The 18600-nt window shown below is 37.8% G+C and carries 17 protein-coding genes; all 17 read left to right on the top strand.

Going from position 1 to position 18600, the window contains the following annotated elements:
* Positions 1-513: 513 nt before the first annotated feature.
* The 17 genes from MKY37_RS03420 to MKY37_RS03340 all read left to right on the top strand — a co-directional run bounded on the left by MKY37_RS03420 (position 514) and on the right by MKY37_RS03340 (position 18302).
* On the top strand, positions 514-876 hold the full coding sequence (locus tag MKY37_RS03420; RefSeq protein ID WP_211893589.1) for an Asp23/Gls24 family envelope stress response protein: 363 nt from the start codon (positions 514-516) through the stop codon (positions 874-876).
* A 17-nt stretch (positions 877-893) separates the two neighbouring features.
* Entirely contained in the window at positions 894-2549 is a 1656-nt protein-coding gene (locus MKY37_RS03415) for a DAK2 domain-containing protein (RefSeq protein WP_340773776.1), read from the top strand.
* Positions 2550-2868: 319 nt separating this feature from the next.
* Positions 2869-3531 (top strand): L-serine ammonia-lyase, iron-sulfur-dependent subunit beta, encoded by a 663-nt coding sequence (gene sdaAB / locus MKY37_RS03410; RefSeq protein ID WP_340773774.1) that lies wholly within the window; start codon positions 2869-2871, stop codon positions 3529-3531.
* 12 nt (positions 3532-3543) lie between these two features.
* Complete coding sequence (gene sdaAA / locus MKY37_RS03405) at positions 3544-4443, top strand: L-serine ammonia-lyase, iron-sulfur-dependent, subunit alpha (RefSeq protein WP_211893592.1); 900 nt, start codon at positions 3544-3546, stop codon at positions 4441-4443.
* Positions 4433-6481: an ATP-dependent DNA helicase RecG gene (gene recG, locus MKY37_RS03400; RefSeq protein ID WP_340773772.1), complete on the top strand. Its 2049-nt coding sequence runs from the start codon at positions 4433-4435 to the stop codon at positions 6479-6481. Before sdaAA ends, recG begins: the two co-directional genes overlap by 11 nt.
* Before the next feature lie 96 nt (positions 6482-6577).
* Entirely contained in the window at positions 6578-7144 is a 567-nt protein-coding gene (gene fapR, locus MKY37_RS03395; RefSeq protein WP_340773769.1) for a transcription factor FapR, read from the top strand.
* A 14-nt stretch (positions 7145-7158) separates the two neighbouring features.
* The gene (plsX, locus tag MKY37_RS03390) at positions 7159-8154 is read left to right on the top strand and encodes a phosphate acyltransferase PlsX (protein ID WP_340773767.1); all 996 of its coding nucleotides are present in this window, start codon (positions 7159-7161) and stop codon (positions 8152-8154) included.
* On the top strand, positions 8147-9097 hold the full coding sequence (gene fabD, locus MKY37_RS03385; protein ID WP_340773765.1) for an ACP S-malonyltransferase: 951 nt from the start codon (positions 8147-8149) through the stop codon (positions 9095-9097). The genes plsX and fabD overlap by 8 nt, the downstream gene beginning before the upstream one ends.
* Positions 9090-9836, top strand: coding sequence for a 3-oxoacyl-[acyl-carrier-protein] reductase (gene fabG / locus MKY37_RS03380; RefSeq protein ID WP_340773762.1), 747 nt, complete (start codon positions 9090-9092; stop codon positions 9834-9836). Before fabD ends, fabG begins: the two co-directional genes overlap by 8 nt.
* Before the next feature lie 183 nt (positions 9837-10019).
* Complete coding sequence (acpP, locus tag MKY37_RS03375) at positions 10020-10256, top strand: acyl carrier protein (protein ID WP_211893598.1); 237 nt, start codon at positions 10020-10022, stop codon at positions 10254-10256.
* A gap of 287 nt (positions 10257-10543) precedes the next feature.
* Complete coding sequence (gene rnc / locus MKY37_RS03370; protein WP_340773759.1) at positions 10544-11302, top strand: ribonuclease III; 759 nt, start codon at positions 10544-10546, stop codon at positions 11300-11302.
* A 3-nt stretch (positions 11303-11305) separates the two neighbouring features.
* Positions 11306-14860, top strand: a complete 3555-nt coding sequence (smc, locus tag MKY37_RS03365; protein ID WP_340773758.1) for a chromosome segregation protein SMC — start codon at positions 11306-11308, stop codon at positions 14858-14860.
* A 13-nt stretch (positions 14861-14873) separates the two neighbouring features.
* The gene (ftsY, locus tag MKY37_RS03360; RefSeq protein WP_340773755.1) at positions 14874-15902 is read left to right on the top strand and encodes a signal recognition particle-docking protein FtsY; all 1029 of its coding nucleotides are present in this window, start codon (positions 14874-14876) and stop codon (positions 15900-15902) included.
* Positions 15903-15989: 87 nt separating this feature from the next.
* Positions 15990-16319 (top strand): putative DNA-binding protein, encoded by a 330-nt coding sequence (locus tag MKY37_RS03355; RefSeq protein WP_340773753.1) that lies wholly within the window; start codon positions 15990-15992, stop codon positions 16317-16319.
* Positions 16320-16332: 13 nt separating this feature from the next.
* A complete protein-coding gene (gene ffh / locus MKY37_RS03350) occupies positions 16333-17688 on the top strand; it encodes a signal recognition particle protein (protein ID WP_340773751.1) in 1356 nt (451 codons plus the stop codon).
* A gap of 93 nt (positions 17689-17781) precedes the next feature.
* The gene (gene rpsP, locus MKY37_RS03345; protein WP_053590001.1) at positions 17782-18054 is read left to right on the top strand and encodes a 30S ribosomal protein S16; all 273 of its coding nucleotides are present in this window, start codon (positions 17782-17784) and stop codon (positions 18052-18054) included.
* Between the two features lie 14 nt (positions 18055-18068).
* On the top strand, positions 18069-18302 hold the full coding sequence (locus tag MKY37_RS03340) for a KH domain-containing protein (RefSeq protein ID WP_211893603.1): 234 nt from the start codon (positions 18069-18071) through the stop codon (positions 18300-18302).
* Positions 18303-18600 lie beyond the last annotated feature (298 nt).

The following is an 18600-nucleotide window of genomic DNA, read 5'->3' as shown; positions in this document are numbered from 1 at the left end:
GACATATTGTTCCCAGAATAGCTCGAAATCAAAGTCGTATCACATCAAGTAATAAACATACTATTTAAATAATCGGTTGCTTTTACCAGGAATCTAGTTGCTTTCGTGTTGAATTGATTGCTTTCAATGAACGATCTATTGCCCTAAGCCATTTGTTAGACTCACACAGTCGAAAAACTGGATAGGATTTTGTTTTTAGCAAGCTGATACTAAATAAGCAAGCAATTTCTTTGGATTTTCGCTGCAGGCGTCGACTCCTGCCGGATGAGTGGGCAAATGAGACATCCCAACGTACGCCAAAGCGGCGGGGATGGCTCATCGCTCACCCTGCGGAAAGCGTACGACTGCAGCGAAAATCCAAGCGGTCACCCTCTTTTTTTCTGGTTTTTCTTTAAATTTACTTGCATATAATTCCAAAACATTGAAAAAGTGGACGAAAGTAAACGTCTCTTTTATAATTTTAATGGGTGTAGTACAATAAAGGATAGTCAAAAAGACTTGGGAGGTCTTAACATGTCAATTGAATTGAAAAATGAATTCGGACTAATTGATATATCACAAGATACAGTTGCTCAAATTGCCGGTGGAGCCGCAATTGAATGCTATGGGATAGTTGGTATGGCATCAAAGCATCAAATTCGAGATGGATTAACAGACATATTAAGAAAAGAAAATTTCACTAAAGGTGTTTTAGTGAGACAAGAAAAAGAAAATCTACATATTGACATGTATATAATTGTTAGCTACGGTACGAAAATTTCAGAAATAGCCTATCAAGTACAGTCAAAAGTAAAATACACACTAAACAAATCTCTTGGTATGTCAGTGAAATCCGTTAATGTGTATGTTCAAGGAGTTCGCGTGGCAAACGTGTGAAATAAGGAGAGAAAATAATGAAATCAATCAATGGTATCCAATTTGCAGACATGGTTCAGATGGGAGCACATCACCTTTTCCAGAATGCGGATTATGTAGATGCATTAAATGTATTTCCTGTTCCAGATGGTGACACAGGTACTAATATGAATCTATCCATGACCTCAGGTGCAAAAGAAACAGCTGCGCATACAAATGAACATATTGGGAAAACAGCGCAAGCACTCTCAAAAGGTTTACTTATGGGGGCTCGTGGAAATTCAGGCGTTATTTTATCACAATTGTTCCGTGGTTTCGGTAAATCGATTGAACAAATGGATGTGTTAAATGCAAAACAATTTGCAGACGCACTTAATTACGGTGTTGAAACTGCATACAAAGCAGTGATGAAGCCAGTAGAAGGAACTATCTTAACAGTCGCGAAGGATTCTGCAAGAAAAGCTGTAGAGGTTAGCGAAGATGTGGAAGATATTCGTGAACTGATGCAAGCAATAGTAGAAGAAGCAAAAAAATCTTTGGACAGAACACCAGATCTTCTGCCAGTTTTAAAAGAGGTTGGAGTAGTTGATAGTGGTGGGCAAGGATTAGTATTTGTATACGAAGGATTTTTAGCAAGTCTAAAAGGGGAAGCGTTACCAAGTAAGACGGTAGGTTCTTCAATGGATGACCTTGTAAGTGCGGAGCACCATAAGAATGTTCAAGGTTTTATGGATACTGCAGATATTGAATTCGGCTTTTGTACAGAATTTATGGTTCGTTTCGAGGATGGTAAAAAAGCATTTGATGAAACGGCTTTCCGGAATGACTTAAGCGAGTATGGTGATTCTTTGCTAGTGATTTCTGACGATGAAATTGCGAAAATTCATATTCATTCAGAAACACCTGGTGAGGTTTTAACATACGGTCAACAATATGGTGACCTCATCAAGATTAAAATTGAAAATATGCGTCAACAACATACTGAAATCGTTGGAGAAGGATATTCAACTGAAGCAACAAAGAAAAAAGCAGAAGTTCATCCATATGCAATTGTTACTGTAGCTATGGGTACTGGTGTTTCGGAACTATTAAAAAGCTTAGGCGCATCAGCAGTTATCGAAGGTGGACAAACGATGAATCCATCCACAGAGGATATCGTGAAAGCTGTTGAAGCTGTTGGAGCAGAGCGTGTCTTGATCTTACCAAACAACAAAAATATTGTAATGGCTGCAGAGCAAGCTGCGGAAATACTAGGGATTGAAGCTGCTGTAGTTCCTACTAAAACTATCCCGCAAGGTATGGCTGCAATATTAGCCTTTAACCCACAAGCAACTGTGGAAGAAAATAAAAACAATATGAGCGAAGCGTATGCACATGTCAAAACTGGACAAGTAACATTTGCTGTTCGTGATACATCAATAGATGGAGTCGAAATTAAAAAAGATGATTTCATGGCGCTTGCAGAAGGTAAAATTGTTCTTTCAAATCCTTCTTTAAAAGAAGTAACTACTAGCCTAATCCAAACATTAATGGATGAAGAAGCTGAAATAGTTACTGTCATTTACGGAGAAGACGTAAGTGAAGAGGAAGCAAATGAATTCGCTGCTTTTATCGAAGCTCAATATGAAGATGTAGAAGTAGAAGTGTATAATGGCAAACAGCCGTTGTACCCATATATTTTATCTGTAGAATAATTCAAAAACCATGTGGAGACATTTATTTCTTCTACATGGTTTTTTTGTCAAATAGACCAGCTAAACTATTTTGTATGTCAGTTAAATGTGTTATATGAGGATTTACTTGCTAAACGGTAGATTTATCCATTTAGGAGTATGCTTTTTTTAGATTTTAGCTTCTGATCCACGGCATATATCGTCTTGAGTCATATCCTAAAACATATAATTGATAATATATCCTCTTACTCCATTCACTCTAGACAATAGACAATACTTTGTTTATTTTGGATTTTGAGTGTAAAATGGGAGTACAAAACATCTTATGGAGGTTTAATCAGTGAAATTTAAATCTGTTTTTGATATTATCGGACCAGTCATGATTGGTCCATCCTCCTCTCATACTGCTGGAGCGGCTCGTATTGGAAGAGTGGCTAGAGACTTATTTGGAAAACAGCCTACTTGGGCTAAAATACATTTATATGGATCTTTTGCAGAAACATATAAAGGACATGGAACAGACATAGCAATTATTGGCGGATTGCTAGATTACGATACATTTGATGAACGTATAAAGACGGCGTTTAAGGATGCAGAACAAGCAGGGTTAACATATGAATTTATTCCAGAAACTGCACATACTGAGCATCCTAATACCGCTCGCATCATCATTGGTGATGAAAGCTCAGAAATGTCTATGGTCGGAATTTCAATTGGTGGAGGAAAGACAGAAATTACGGAGTTAAATGGTTTTCCACTACGTCTTTCTGGAGATATGGCTGCTATTTTAGTAGTTCATGAGGATCGTTCGGGTTGCATTGCAAGTGTGTCAAACTGTTTAGCAAAATACGATATTAATATTGGGCATATGGAAGTTTCGCGTCGAGAAAAAGGAAATATGGCATTAATGGTTATTGAAGTCGATCAAAATGTGAATGCACAAATATTAAAAGAAATTGGCGAATTACCTAATATTACGCAAGTAACAAGAATCGCCGATTAAGGGGGAATACAAATGGAAGTTCTATTTCGTAATGTTCGTGAATTAGTGGAGCGAGCAACCCAGGAAAATAAACTTATCTCTGAAATAATGATAGAACAAGAAATAATGATTACAGATCGTTCCAGAGAAGAAATAATGGCTCAAATGGATCGCAATTTGACGGTCATGGAAGAGGCTGTAGAAAAAGGATTACGAGGCGTTCATTCTACTTCAGGATTAACTGGTGGAGACGCCGTTCTTTTACAAAACTATCTTAAAAAAGGGAATACGTTAACTGGAGAGCTTATGTTAGATGCAGTAAGTAAGGCAGTTGCAACGAACGAAGTGAATGCTGCCATGGGCACAATATGTGCAACTCCGACAGCGGGTTCGGCAGGAGTAGTTCCTGGTACTTTATTTGCAGTGAAAAACAAATTGAATCCTACAAGAGAACAGATGATACGCTATTTGTTTACATCTGGGGCTTTTGGATTTGTGGTGGCAAATAATGCTTCTATTTCAGGAGCAGCGGGTGGTTGTCAGGCAGAAGTTGGATCTGCCTCTGGAATGGCTGCTGCAGCAATCGTTGAAATGGCTGGAGGATCTCCTGCTCAATGTGCTGAAGCTTTTGCGATAACCTTAAAAAACATGCTTGGCTTAGTTTGTGACCCTGTAGCTGGGCTAGTAGAAGTGCCTTGCGTGAAAAGAAATGCGATGGGCGCTTCCAATTCTTTAGTGGCAGCAGATATGGCACTTGCGGGAGTGACGAGTCGAATTCCTTGTGATGAAGTAATTGATGCTATGTATAAAATTGGGCAAACGATGCCAGCTTCCCTAAGAGAAACAGGTCAAGGTGGTCTTGCAGCAACTCCTACTGGCAAGTGGTTAGAAGCTAAAATTTTTGGTGGAGCAGTAGTAGGAAGTGGAAACTAGTAGAAATGATTTAGTTACTTCCTTAAAGGGAGTGGGAAGTGGGACAGCTAACGCTTTACAGGACCTGGGTATTATTACATTAGAAGATTTAGTCTTGACATTCCCATATAGACATGAGGATTTCCGGCTGAAAAACCTAGCAGAAACAGCTCATAATGAACGTGTCACAGTAGAAGGAAGGGTCGAAAGCGAGCCTTCACTTCTTTTTTTAGGGAAGAACAAATCCAGAATGCAAGTTCGTATACTTGCAGGACAGCATTTAATAAAAGCGGTATTTTTTAACCAAGGATATTTAAAAGACAAGATTATTCCTGGTTCTATCGTTACAGTATCAGGTAAATGGGATCGAGGCAGACAGGTCATAAATGTCTCCACTTTTTCAATTGGTCCAAAAACAGACTTACAGGATTTTGAACCAGTATATTCTCTAAAAGGTTCGATCAATCAAAAAACATTTCGCAAATTTATGAGACAGGCCTTGGATCTAATGAAGGAAACCCTAATAGATGCATTACCTGCTTCAATTCGAGTGCCATATCGTTTGCCAGGTATATCTGATGCTCTAGAAGGTATTCATTTTCCGCAAGACGCGGAGCATTCCAAAGACGCTAGAAGACGCTTTGTTTATGAGGAGTTACTCGTTTTTCAACTAAAAATGCAAGCTATTAAAAAGGTTCGAAAAGAACAAAACGTTGGGAATGGGATTATCTTTCATAATGATTTAGTTAAAAAGCTAATCGAAACCTTACCCTATGAACTGACAAATGCTCAAAAAAGAGTTGTCAATGAAATTTGTAGAGACTTACGTGAACCTCACCGCATGAATCGTCTACTACAAGGAGATGTTGGTTCTGGGAAAACTATAGTTGCCGCTATTTGCTTATATGCTGTAATTACAGCGGGGTATCAAGGAGCATTAATGGCTCCTACCGAAATATTGGCTGAGCAGCACGCTAGCTCGCTTGACGAATGGTTAGCTCCTATAGGAGTCAGAATTGCTTTGCTGACAGGTTCTACAAAAGCTAAAGCAAGAAGAGCAGTGTTAGAAAATCTTGAAGCCGGAACTATAGATCTTTTGATAGGAACACATGCATTAATACAACCAGATGTTGCATTTAAAAAACTTGGACTAGTTATCACAGATGAGCAGCATCGATTTGGTGTAGAGCAACGTAGGGTACTAAAAGATAAAGGTGAAAATCCGGATGTACTATTTATGACTGCGACTCCAATCCCTCGAACTTTAGCAATCACAGCTTTTGGTGAAATGGATGTTTCCATTATTGATGAAATGCCTGCTGGTCGTAAGAAAATTGAAACTCATTGGATGAAACCTGATCAGCTACATAAATTGATAGCTCGATTAAAAAATGAACTAGCCACTGGAAGACAAGCATATATAATTTGCCCTTTAATCGAGGAGTCTGAAAAGCTCGATGTGCAAAATGCAGTAGATGTGTATAACATGATGGCAGAGGAACTGGGGGGCAATTCCACAGTTGGTTTAATGCATGGAAGACTCCATTCGGATGAGAAAGAGCAAGTGATGAGAGATTTCTCGGAAGGAAACATACAAGTATTAGTTTCTACTACGGTTGTTGAGGTTGGCGTGAATGTTCCGAATGCAACATTTATGATTATCTTCGATGCAGAACGTTTTGGATTAGCTCAACTACATCAATTACGTGGTCGAGTTGGTCGAGGAGAGCATCAATCGTATTGTATATTGTTAGCTGATCCGAAGTCCGAAGAAGGAAAAGAGCGAATGACTTCCATGACCGAGACAAATGATGGATTTATTCTAGCCGAAAAAGATTTAGAGCTTCGAGGTCCTGGCGACTTTTTTGGAAAGAAACAAAGTGGACTTCCGGAATTTAAAGTAGCAGATCTTGTTCACGATTATCGTGCACTGAATACTGCTAAGGTAGATGCTGAAAGGTTATTAGAGTCTAAAGAATTTTGGGATTCGGATGAACTGGCCGTACTTCGGGAAATGCTAATAAATTCAAAAGCTATGGATGGTGAACGAATTGATTAAAGAGAATGTAAGAATGATTTTGAATCTATTCTTGCATTCTTTTTTTAATATTTATATACTGATATTAGTACCAAGTGCTAAAATGGTGGTGAAGAAATGAAATACTCCAAAAAGGATAGGCAGAAATTACTTTTTGAGACGCTAGAGAAAAATCCGTTTATTACAGATGAAAATTTAGCATCTAATTTTCATGTGAGTGTTCAAACTATCCGGTTGGATAGAATGGAATTATCTATTCCAGAACTACGTGAGCGTATTAAATCAGTAGCTGCTCATAACTTTGATGAAGAGGTCAAATCTCTTCCAATCGATGAAGTAATTGGAGAGATTATTGATATAGATCTTGATAAGCAAGCCATTTCGATATTGGATATTACAAAGGATCATGTATTTGCTAGAAATGGTATCGCGAGGGGACACCATTTATTTGCCCAAGCTAATTCATTGGCTGTTGCGGTTATTAATGATGATTTAGCACTTACTCGAAAATCTAACCTTACATTTGTCAAACCTGTGAAAGCAGGAGATCGGGTAATTGCAAAAGCGGTTGTAACAAACAGTGATACACAAAAGAATAGTACGTTAATAGAAGTGACTAGCAAAGTTGGAAATGAGACGGTTTTCGTTGGTCAATTTAGCATGTACAGAGTAACGATGTCATAAAAAAGGTGATTAAAATGAAAATTTCAATAGATGCAATGGGCGGCGACAATGCACCTCATGAAATCGTAAAAGGTGTTTATGAGGCTTTAGAAGCATTCACCGATATAGAAATTCAATTATACGGTGATCAGGAAAAGCTTGCTTCATTAGTTAAGCAACATGAACGTTTAACGGTTATACATACAGATGAAGTAATTGAAGGAACGGATGAGCCCGTTCGAGCAATTAGAAGAAAGAAAAACTCCTCCCTAGTTAAAATGGCGGAATCCGTGAAAAGTGGAGATTCTGATGCGTGTGTGTCTGCAGGGAATACTGGTGCTTTAATGGCTGCGGGGTTATTTATAGTTGGTCGTATCGATCAAGTGGATCGTCCTGCTCTAGCACCGACCTTACCTACGCTTGATGGTAAAGGGTTTGTTATGCTGGATTTAGGAGCTAATGCCGATGCAAAACCAGAGCATCTAGAGCAGTTTGCGGTTATGGGTAGTATATATGCTGAGAAAGTTCGAGGTATTTCGAAACCTCGTGTTGGGCTATTGAACATTGGGACGGAAGATATTAAAGGCAACGAGCTAACTAAAGCAGCATTTACTCTGTTACAAGACGCACCGATTAATTTTGTAGGCAATGTGGAATCCAGAGATTTACTTACTGGAGTAGCTGACGTTGTTGTAACTGATGGTTTTACTGGTAATATGGTTCTTAAAACGATTGAAGGTACAGCTTCAGGTATATTTACCTTATTGAAGGAAGCTTTTAATACATCCGCTAAAACGAAACTTTCTGCTCTATTAGTAAAAAATGAGCTTAAAGGATTAAAAAATACACTAGATTACTCCGAATATGGCGGTGCAGGACTTTTCGGATTGAAGGCTCCTGTTATTAAAGCACATGGTTCCTCGAATGGTCGTGCAATTTATCATGCGATCAGACAGGCTAGAACAATGGTGGAGCATAATGTTGCAGACATCATTTCAACTACATTACGAAAGGAATCATCCAATGACTAAAATTGCTTTTATATTTCCTGGACAAGGATCTCAATCGGTAGGGATGGGTCAACAATTAGTAGAGAATAACGCAGATTGCCTTACTTTTTATGAGCAGGCAAATGAGGTATTAGGATTTTCTTTAAGTAATCTTATGTTAAATGGACCTGCTGAGGAACTTACTAAAACTTATAATGCACAGCCAGCATTGCTCACTACGAGTTCAATGGTTGCATACAAACTAAAACAAGCTGGAATCATTCCGCATTTCACTGCAGGTCATAGCTTAGGTGAATATTCTGCACTTGTTGCTTCAAATGTTCTAAGTTTTGAGGAAGCTGTTTTATTGGTCCATCAAAGAGGTTTGTATATGAACGAAGCAGTGCCTGCTGGAGAAGGGGCAATGGCTGCGATACTAGGATTAGGCAGAGACGAATTGTTAGCTGTCACAGCTGCTGTTACAGCAACCGGTGAGACAGTTCAAGTAGCTAACTTAAATTGTCCAGGACAAATTGTTATTTCTGGAACCGCGGCTGGAGTGGAAGAGGCTTCGAGTAAAGCAAAAGAAGCTGGTGCTAAAAGAGCAATTCCTCTAGTAGTTAGTGGACCATTCCACTCCGAATTAATGAGACCTGCAGCACAGCAATTAGATGCTGCTATTTCAGCTATCGAATTACAGCAAGCTTCTATACCTGTAATTTCAAATGTAACTGCTGAACCGGTTACAGATGCTAGCCATATTAAAAATTTACTTGTTGAACAATTATACTCGCCAGTTCGCTGGGAGGAGTCAATTCAACAGATGATTGAGCAGGGAACGACTATTTTTATAGAATGTGGACCAGGAAAAGTATTAAGTGGTTTAGTGAAAAAAATCGATCGTTCTGTAACTACTTATTGTGTATACGATGAAGTGACGTTACAGCAAGTTATTACAGAGTTAGGAGATGCGAGAAATGGGTAAATTAGATGGGAAATCTGCAATTGTAACAGGTGCTTCTCGAGGAATTGGGAGAGATATCGCTCTATACCTAGCAAAAGAAGGAGCAAAGGTTGCCGTCAACTACAGTGGTAGTAAAGATAGAGCAGACGCAGTTGTAGAAGAAATTAAGGCAACTGGTGGAGAGGCATTTGCAATTCAAGCGAATGTAGACAAAGCCGATGATGTTCAAAATCTAATAAGCGCAACGATGGAACAATTTGGATCCATTGATATTTTAGTAAACAATGCAGGAATTACTCGAGATAATCTTCTTATGCGTATGAAGGAGACAGAGTGGGATGATGTGCTTAATACGAATTTAAAAGGTGTCTTCCTTTGTACAAAAGCTGTAACAAGACAAATGATGAAACAGCGTGCTGGAAGAATTATAAATATTACCTCCATTGTCGGCGTATCTGGTAATGCAGGTCAGGCCAATTATGTCGCTGCTAAAGCAGGAGTTATTGGTTTAACCAAATCATCCGCAAAAGAACTCGCAAGTCGTAATATTACAGTGAACTCGGTTGCACCAGGTTTTATAACAACAGATATGACAGACGCCCTTCCAGAGGATATTAAGTCTCAAATGCTTAGCCAGATTCCTCTTGCTAAGTTTGGAAATCCGGAGGACATTGCAAAGGCTGTTGCATTTTTAGCCTCAGAAGACGCAAATTATATAACTGGTCAAACGATTCATGTAAACGGCGGAATGTATATGTAAGGCTTTAATCTATTTTAAAGATTAAGTATAAAAAATGTAGCTACCGGGCAAATAGACTCCTGGTCCTTGAAGATTTAAAAAGCTGATTTCACTTGCAGAATTCAACAGTTTTATGTATATATTGCAATTGCTCTTTCATTAGAAAGTAGTTTTACGTATAATCATTGAGGGGAGGTGACTAATGTGTCAACTGTTTTAGAACGCGTAACTAAAGTAATCATTGATCGTCTAGGAGTAGATGAGAGCGAAGTGAAATTAGAAGCATCTTTTCGTGAAGATTTAGGTGCTGATTCTCTAGATGTAGTAGAATTAGTAATGGAATTAGAAGATGAATTCGATATGGAAATTTCAGATGAAGATGCTGAGCAAATTTCAACTGTAGGTAGTGCAGTTAAGTATATTGAAAGCAAACAAGGTTAAATTTTATTTAGCTGAATTGTCCAGACTCCAGTGCCTAGCCCTTCGAGTTGCTTCAGGCTTTCGATATAGGTAAAGAGCGCCTTTAAGCGAAATCCTTCTAGCGCTTTTCAGGGCTAACATAGGCACTTGCGCTTTTAGCAAGAAAGCTACATAAAATCTAATAGTAGCAGAGACGTTCTACTTATTCCGTGCGAATAGTATAGAACGTCTCTATTTCTTTTTGCACATTAGTTTAGAAACGGGTAAACTTAGAAGGACATATGATAAGTGAGAAAGGCAGATAATTCATGAAAGTAAATCATAAAAAAAATAGTACACGCAAGGCCATTTTTTCAGAAACTGTAAAAGAACAATTTGAACAGTTTCAGGAGCATTTTCAGATTAGGTTTCAAAACGCAACATTATTGTATCAAGCCTTTACCCATTCATCTTATGTGAATGAGCATCGACGGAAATTTTTTACCGATAACGAACGTTTAGAGTTCCTTGGAGACGCAGTATTGGAATTGTCTGTTTCTCAATATTTATTTCAACAGTATACAGGTATGAGTGAAGGTGAGTTAACTAAACTTCGAGCAGCAATCGTTTGTGAGCCTTCACTTGTCTTATTTGCAAATGAGTTAAACTTTGGCAAATATGTATTGTTAGGAAAAGGGGAGGAACTAACGGGTGGTCGTGAAAGACCAGCGCTTCTAGCTGACGTTTTTGAAGCATTTATCGGTGCTTTATACTTAGATCAGGGATTAGAAACAGTTATAGTGTTTTTAGAAAAAGTTGTTTTCCCTAAAATTGAACTCGGTGCTTTTTCGCATGTGATGGATTATAAAAGTCAATTACAAGAAATTATTCAGCAACAAAATAATGGTACGTTAAGCTATGAAATTGTAGAGGAAAAAGGTCCGGCTCATAATCGAACTTTTGTTTCTCGAGTTATTTTAAACACTAAAGAACTGGGTATCGGAAACGGTCGTTCCAAAAAAGAGGCAGAACAACAAGCTGCAAGACTTGCTATACTCTATTTGCGGGATTCAGAACAGGGGGAATAATCATTGTTCCTTAAAAGATTAGAAATAGTTGGATTTAAGTCATTTGCAGACCGAATAGGAATTGATTTTGTTCCTGGAGTAACTGCAGTAGTAGGACCAAATGGTAGTGGAAAAAGTAATGTTACAGACGCAATTAGATGGGTGCTAGGTGAGCAATCTGCTAAATCCCTACGAGGTGCAAAAATGGAAGATGTCATTTTTGCTGGAAGTGATTCTAGAAAAGCCTTGAACTTTGCGGAAGTGACCTTGGTATTAGATAACGCAGATCAACGAGTTGCTCTTGATTTTGCGGAAATTAGTGTGACTAGAAGAGTATTTCGTTCGGGAGACAGCGAATATCTGTTAAACAAACAAACATGTAGACTAAAGGATATTACCGATTTATTTATGGATTCGGGACTTGGAAAAGAAGCTTTTTCTATTATTTCTCAAGGACGAGTAGATGAAATATTAAATAGTCGACCAGAGGATCGTCGTACAATTTTTGAAGAAACTGCGGGTGTCCTCAGGTATAAGCAACGTAAAAAGAAAGCTGAATTCAAGCTGATAGAAACAGATGACAACCTAAACCGTGTGCTTGATATATTGCATGAATTAGATGGTCGTATGGAGCCTTTGCAAATCCAGTCTTCTTTGGCGTCCGATTATTTAATGATGTCAGCGGAACTTAAGGATATTGAAATTGCAGTAATTGCCCATGATCTAAGACTATTTGTTCAAGAAAATATAGAGTTACAAAAAAAACTAGAAGAACTTCAACAAATCAAACAGTCTTTGCTATTACAAATTGATGAATTGGAAAAAAATATTCAACAACATAGAAAAGTAATGTCTGATATCGATGAAAAGTTAGATACAGAGCAAAGCGAACTAGTTGAGTCAAGTTCTGAACTAGAACGATTAGAAGGCAGAAAACTGCTTTTGGCAGAGAAACAGCAAAATGCTAGTCAGCAAATATCGCAACTAAAAAAAGCGCTAGAGGAAGAGCGACATAAAGTCCAAACACTAGTAGAGCAATTGAAAACTAATAGCCTAGCCAAATCAGAAAAACTAGCTCAACTCAAAGAACTTCGTGCTAAGAAAGTCCAAATTGATCATGTGTTAAGTAAATCGGCTTCTGAAATGGAAGAAGAAATTGAAGATTTGAAAAGTGCGTATATCGATTTGTTAAATGAAGAAGCGACGATGAAAAACGAAATGAAGCATATGGAGCAGCAACTTCACTTTGAATTAGTTTCTTCTGAAAAAATGATTGCAGATTATCAGGAAATCAAAGATGAATTAGAAAAACTAACGATACGCAAGAATGAACTAGATCCATTATTGGCGAATTGTCAAAAGGAGTTACAACAAAAACTTACAGATTATAAAAACAAACGAGAAGTTTCAGAACGTATGGAAGGCTCATTTGAAGAGCAGCAAACAATGCTTCAAAAAGCCTATCAAATGAAACATCAAATGCAAGCAAGAAGAGATTCATTGGAAGAGCTAGAGTCTGAGTTCTCAGGGTTTTTCCAAGGAGTTAAAGAGGTTCTTATTGCGCGAGATAAAAAGGAACTAAAAGGAATCCACGGAGCAGTTGCCGAGTTGATACAAATACCGGAATCTTACATGACGGCAATTGATACCGCTATTGGACCTCAATCTCAGCATATAATTACGGATAGTAGCCAGGATGCAAGGATTGCCATAGATTGGTTAAAGAAAAAAAGAGTGGGTCGTGCAACATTCCTACCTCTGCAGGTTATGAAATCTCGTAAAGTTAACGAATTCACATTAAATTCTATCAAGGAACATCCATCTTTCGTAGATACAGCGGATAAACTTGTAAATTATTTAGATGGTTATCAAATTATTGTAGAAAATCTACTTGGTAATATTATTGTTGCCAAAGATTTAAAAGGAGCCAATGAAATGGCTGCCCGTCTGCAATATAAATTCCGTTTCGTTACTTTAGACGGAGATGTAGTAAATGCAGGAGGTTCTTTAACAGGGGGTTCTGTTAAACAACAATCTTCTTTATTTACACGTAAAGCAGAGCTAGAACAACTAAATATTAAATTGGTGGAATTAGAAAAATCCGTATTGGAAGCGGAAGTTTCTGTTTCTAAAAGAAAGCAAGAAGTACAAGAATTGAAAAAAGATCTTGAAGAAACTCGACTTTCTGGAGAACAACTAAGAGAACTAGAGCACAAACTGCTCTCAGAATCTAGAGAATGTGCAGCAATAATTTCTAGATTGACGAGTCAGTTATTGGAATATGATGAAGAAAAAACAGAAAAAAATCATCTACATGAAGGCTTAGTTCGAAAAAAAGAACAAACTGCTTTCAGAAGTGCAGAGATTAACAAATCATTGACTTCTATTCAAAAAACAATCGACGAATTGCAAACATTGAAACAACAATCTCTACAGGAAAAAGATAAATTCCAAAATGAATTAGGTGAATTACTATCTCAGATCGCGGTGGTCAATGAACAAATTTCTCAATTAGAGAAGGAGAATGTTCTTTTGGATCAAACTAACGTGACGAGTATGCAAAAAGTGGCAACCTTGCAGAGGGAAATCGCCTGGTATGAAAATGATGACCAGGGTGGAACATCTCCTGAAGAATTGATGAAACTAATAGATCAACATAAACTGAAAAAAGAACATTTGGTTGTCCAAATTCAAACAGGTAAAACGAAGAGAACAGAACTTGCGCAAACAATTTCACAAGCTGAAATTACATTGAAGCAACTGCAACAACAAGCTAATATACAGCTTACGGAAGAACGAACATTAGATATAAAACAAAGTAAAATAGAAGTAGAAATGAAAACATTACAAAATCATCTAGAAGAAACATATGAAATGACATTGCTAGAAGCTGAGCGGGATTATCCATTTGAGATGGAAGAAGATCTAGCCCGTAAAAAGGTTAAATTATTGAAACGCTCTATTGAGGAATTAGGGCCGATAAATATTAGTTCCATTCAGGAATATGAACAAGTAAATGAACGTCATTCATTCTTGACGGAACAAAGAGAAGATCTATTATCTGCGCAAGAAACATTACATGAGGTTATTAAAGAAATGGATGAAGAGATGACAATTCGTTTTGAAACAACCTTCAATGAAATTCAGCGACATTTTAAAGTGGTATTCCGAGAATTATTTGGTGGTGGTCAGGCAGATTTAGTATTAACAGATCCTACTTCATTACTTGATACGGGTATTGATATATTGGCTCAACCTCCAGGAAAAAAACTACAAAATCTTTCTTTATTATCTGGTGGGGAACGTGCACTTACAGCCATTGCGTTACTATTCTCTATCTTACGTACACGCCCAGTTCCATTTTGTATTTTGGATGAAGTGGAAGCAGCGCTGGATGAGGCAAACGTAACTCGTTATAGCGACTATTTAAAGAAATTCAGTCATGATACGCAGTTTATCGTTATTACACATCGTAAGGGTACAATGGAGGGTGCAGATGTCCTGTATGGTATTACAATGCAGGAATCTGGTATATCTAAATTAGTTTCTGTTAAATTAGAAGCGGAACTAGTAACTTAAAAGGAGTTTATATATGAGCTTTTTTAAAAAATTCAAAGAGAAAATGTTAGGTTCTACGCCAGAAGCGGAAAAAACAGTGTCAATTACGAATAAGTTCAAGGAAGGTCTTTCCAAGACAAGAAACCAATTTACCTCAAAAGTCAATGATTTAGTTGCCAAATATCGTAAAGTGGACGAAGACTTTTTTGAGGAACTGGAGGAAATTTTACTTCAAGCAGATGTAGGTTTCGAAACAGTTACAGAATTGATGGATTCTTTGCGGTTCGAAGTTCAGCGCAAAAATATTAAAGATACTTCCGGAATTCAATCGGTTATTTCTGAAAAATTAGTGGAAATTTATAATGCTGGTGAAGACGATATAACGGAACTTCAACTAGAAGAAAGTGGATTGTCTGTTATTTTGTTTGTCGGAGTAAATGGTGTTGGTAAAACAACAACTATCGGAAAACTTGCCCATCGTTTAAAAGGGGAAGGGAAAAACGTTATGCTTGCAGCGGGAGATACTTTCCGTGCTGGTGCAATCGAACAGCTTCAAGTATGGGGAGATAGAGTAGGAGTCGAAGTTATAAAGCAGTCTGAAGGCTCCGATCCTGCAGCAGTTATGTATGACGCTGTAAGAGCCGCTAAATCTCGTGGCGTCGATGTGTTAATCTGTGATACTGCAGGTAGATTGCAAAACAAAGTAAACTTAATGAATGAGCTTGAAAAAATTCATCGTGTAATTTCACGTGAAATACCTAACGCTCCGCATGAAGTGCTACTTGCTCTAGATGCTACTACTGGGCAAAATGCGCTTGTTCAAGCACAAACATTTAAAGAAGTAACAAATGTAACTGGAATTGTTTTAACAAAGCTTGACGGTACTGCAAAAGGTGGTATCGTGCTTGCAATACGCAATAAACTTCATATTCCCGTTAAATTTGTGGGTCTTGGAGAACAGATGGATGATTTACAGCCATTTGATGCTGAGAAGTATGTATACGGACTGTTTGCTGAAGGATTAGATTTAGAGGAAGAGAAAGAAATAGAGACAGACAAGTAATTTTACTTGACAGACACCTCTTCTCTAACTAAAATATAGTATGATATGATTATGTTTAGGCGTAATTGATGGTAAGGAGAGATGGGAATGATTGAAAAAACAACTCGAATGAATTTTCTCTTCGATTTTTACCAGGCATTATTAACAGATAAACAAAGAAGCTATATGCAACTTTATTATTTAGATGATTTATCCCTTGGAGAAATTGCGGAAGAGTATACTATTTCTAGGCAGGCAGTATATGACAATATTCGTCGAACTGAAGCTATGTTAGAAGAGTATGAGGAAAAACTTAGTCTGTTTTCTAAATTTCAACGTAGACAAGAAACAGTGGAACAACTGCTATCTCTTGTAAAAGATGAATCATCCGAAAAAGAACTGATTCAACTCATTAATCAATTAAAAGAATGGGATTAGGAGGCGAACGAGCATGGCATTTGAAGGATTAGCTGAGCGACTCCAAGGTACACTTCAGAAGATTAAAGGTAAAGGGAAAATTTCTGAAGCCGATGTAAAGGAAATGATGAGAGAAGTCAGGTATGCACTTCTTGAGGCAGACGTTAACTTAAAAGTAGTAAAAGAATTCGTCAAAAATGTATCGGATCGTGCCGTTGGGCAAGACGTGATGAAAAGTTTAACGCCAGGTCAACAGGTCGTTAAAATTGTTAAAGATGAATTGACGGAGCTGATGGGTGGAGAACAAAGTCAAATTTCTTTCTCTACTAGACCTCCAACAGTTATTATGATGGTCGGTTTGCAAGGCGCAGGGAAAACAACCACTACAGGTAAATTGGCCAATGTTCTGCGTAAAAAGTATAACAAAAAGCCATTATTGGTTGCTGCGGATATCTATAGACCGGCGGCTGTTCAACAGCTGCAAACCATTGGAAAACAGCTCTCATTACCTGTGTTTGCATTAGGAACAGATATTTCTCCTGTTGAAATAGTCAAACAGGCTATGGAGCAAGCAAAAGAAGAACATCACGATGTAGTTATTATAGATACTGCAGGGCGTCTTCATATTGATGAGACACTTATGCAGGAACTAAAAGATATCCGTGCGATCAAAGAGCCTGATGAGGTGTTTTTAGTTGTAGATGCAATGACTGGTCAGGATGCAGTCAATGTAGCGAATAATTTTAATGAAGCTATAGGCATAACTGGTGTTGTTTTAACGAAGTTAGATGGAGATACACGAGGTGGTGCTGCACTATCTATTCGCTCCGTTACTCAAAAACCGATTAAATTTGTCGGGATGGGTGAAAAAATGGATGCGTTAGAGCCTTTCCACCCGGAACGAATGGCTTCTCGAATTTTAGGTATGGGCGATATGATGTCACTAATCGAAAAAGCCCAGGCAAATGTCGATGAGGAACGAGCGAAGGAATTAGAAGAAAAATTCCGTACGCAGAGTTTTACATTTGATGACTTCTTAGAGCAAATCGGCCAAGTGAAACAAATGGGACCTTTAGACGAAATTCTAAAAATGCTTCCAGGTGCAGGTAAAATCAAAGGATTGGAAAATGCGAAAGTGGATGAAAAACAGATGGATCGTGTAGAAGCCATCATTTATTCGATGACTACGCAAGAAAAAACAACTCCCGAGATTATTAATGGACCAAGAAAAAAGAGAATTGCTAAAGGATCTGGTACATCTATTCAAGATATAAACAGATTACTGAAACAATTTGAAGACATGAAAAAAATGATGAAACAAATGACCAACATGCAACAAAAAGGCAAGAAAAAGATGAAAATGCCTGGTCTAGACTCATTGTTTAAGTAAAAAATATAGGGTGTTAAGAAAAAACACTTTACAAACAAATAAAAGCTTGATAATATACTATCTTGTGTGAAACTATTCGGAGGTGCAATGAAAATGGCAGTTAAAATTCGTTTAAAACGTATGGGAGCAAAAAAATCTCCTTTCTATCGTATTGTAGTAGCAGACTCTCGCTCACCACGTGATGGTCGTCAAATTGAAACAGTAGGTACTTACAACCCACTTACTAAACCAGCTGAAGTTAAAATTAACGAAGAATTAGCGTTAAAATGGCTTCAAGACGGTGCGAAACCATCTGATACAGTACGTAACTTGTTCTCAGAACAAGGAATTATGGAAAAATTCCATAACGCAAAACTCGGCAAATAATCGGAGGGGACAATGTGAAGCAGCTGATCGAAGCAATCGTTAAACCGATAGTTGATTATCCAGAAAATGTGAAGGTTGAAAAAGATGAAAGTGTAAACCGTATAGTTTATAAACTTTCTGTTCATCCTGAAGATATGGGAAAAGTAATTGGCAAACAAGGGCGTGTCGCGAAAGCAATTCGTACAATTGTTTACTCAGCAGCAGGCAGTCACCAAAAGAAAAAAACATATGTCGACATATTAGATTAAAGGAAGAACAATTTGTTCTTCCTTTTTTGATAGGTATGAAAACATTATACTCAGATGTTTAGCTCTAGCGCCTAGTCCAACTGAGTCGCTTCAGGGTTTTTACTATTTTGTAACGAAGAATGTAGAAAGTGGATCTTTTTTTCCTAAGTCCCTTTTTTCTTTACTTGTTTTAAAATAAAACATGTGTACTTAGGTGATTTTATACCAGTCAGCCAATCATATTAAGTGGATTTAATTGATTGGAGCGCAGAGCGGCGACTCCAGTGGGAACAGCGCGAGCTGAAGACCCTAGACTGAG

Source organism: Psychrobacillus sp. FSL K6-2836 (genome assembly GCF_038003085.1).
In the GTDB taxonomy this organism is placed as follows: domain Bacteria; phylum Bacillota; class Bacilli; order Bacillales_A; family Planococcaceae; genus Psychrobacillus.
This window is presented reverse-complemented; position numbering and strand designations above follow the sequence as displayed.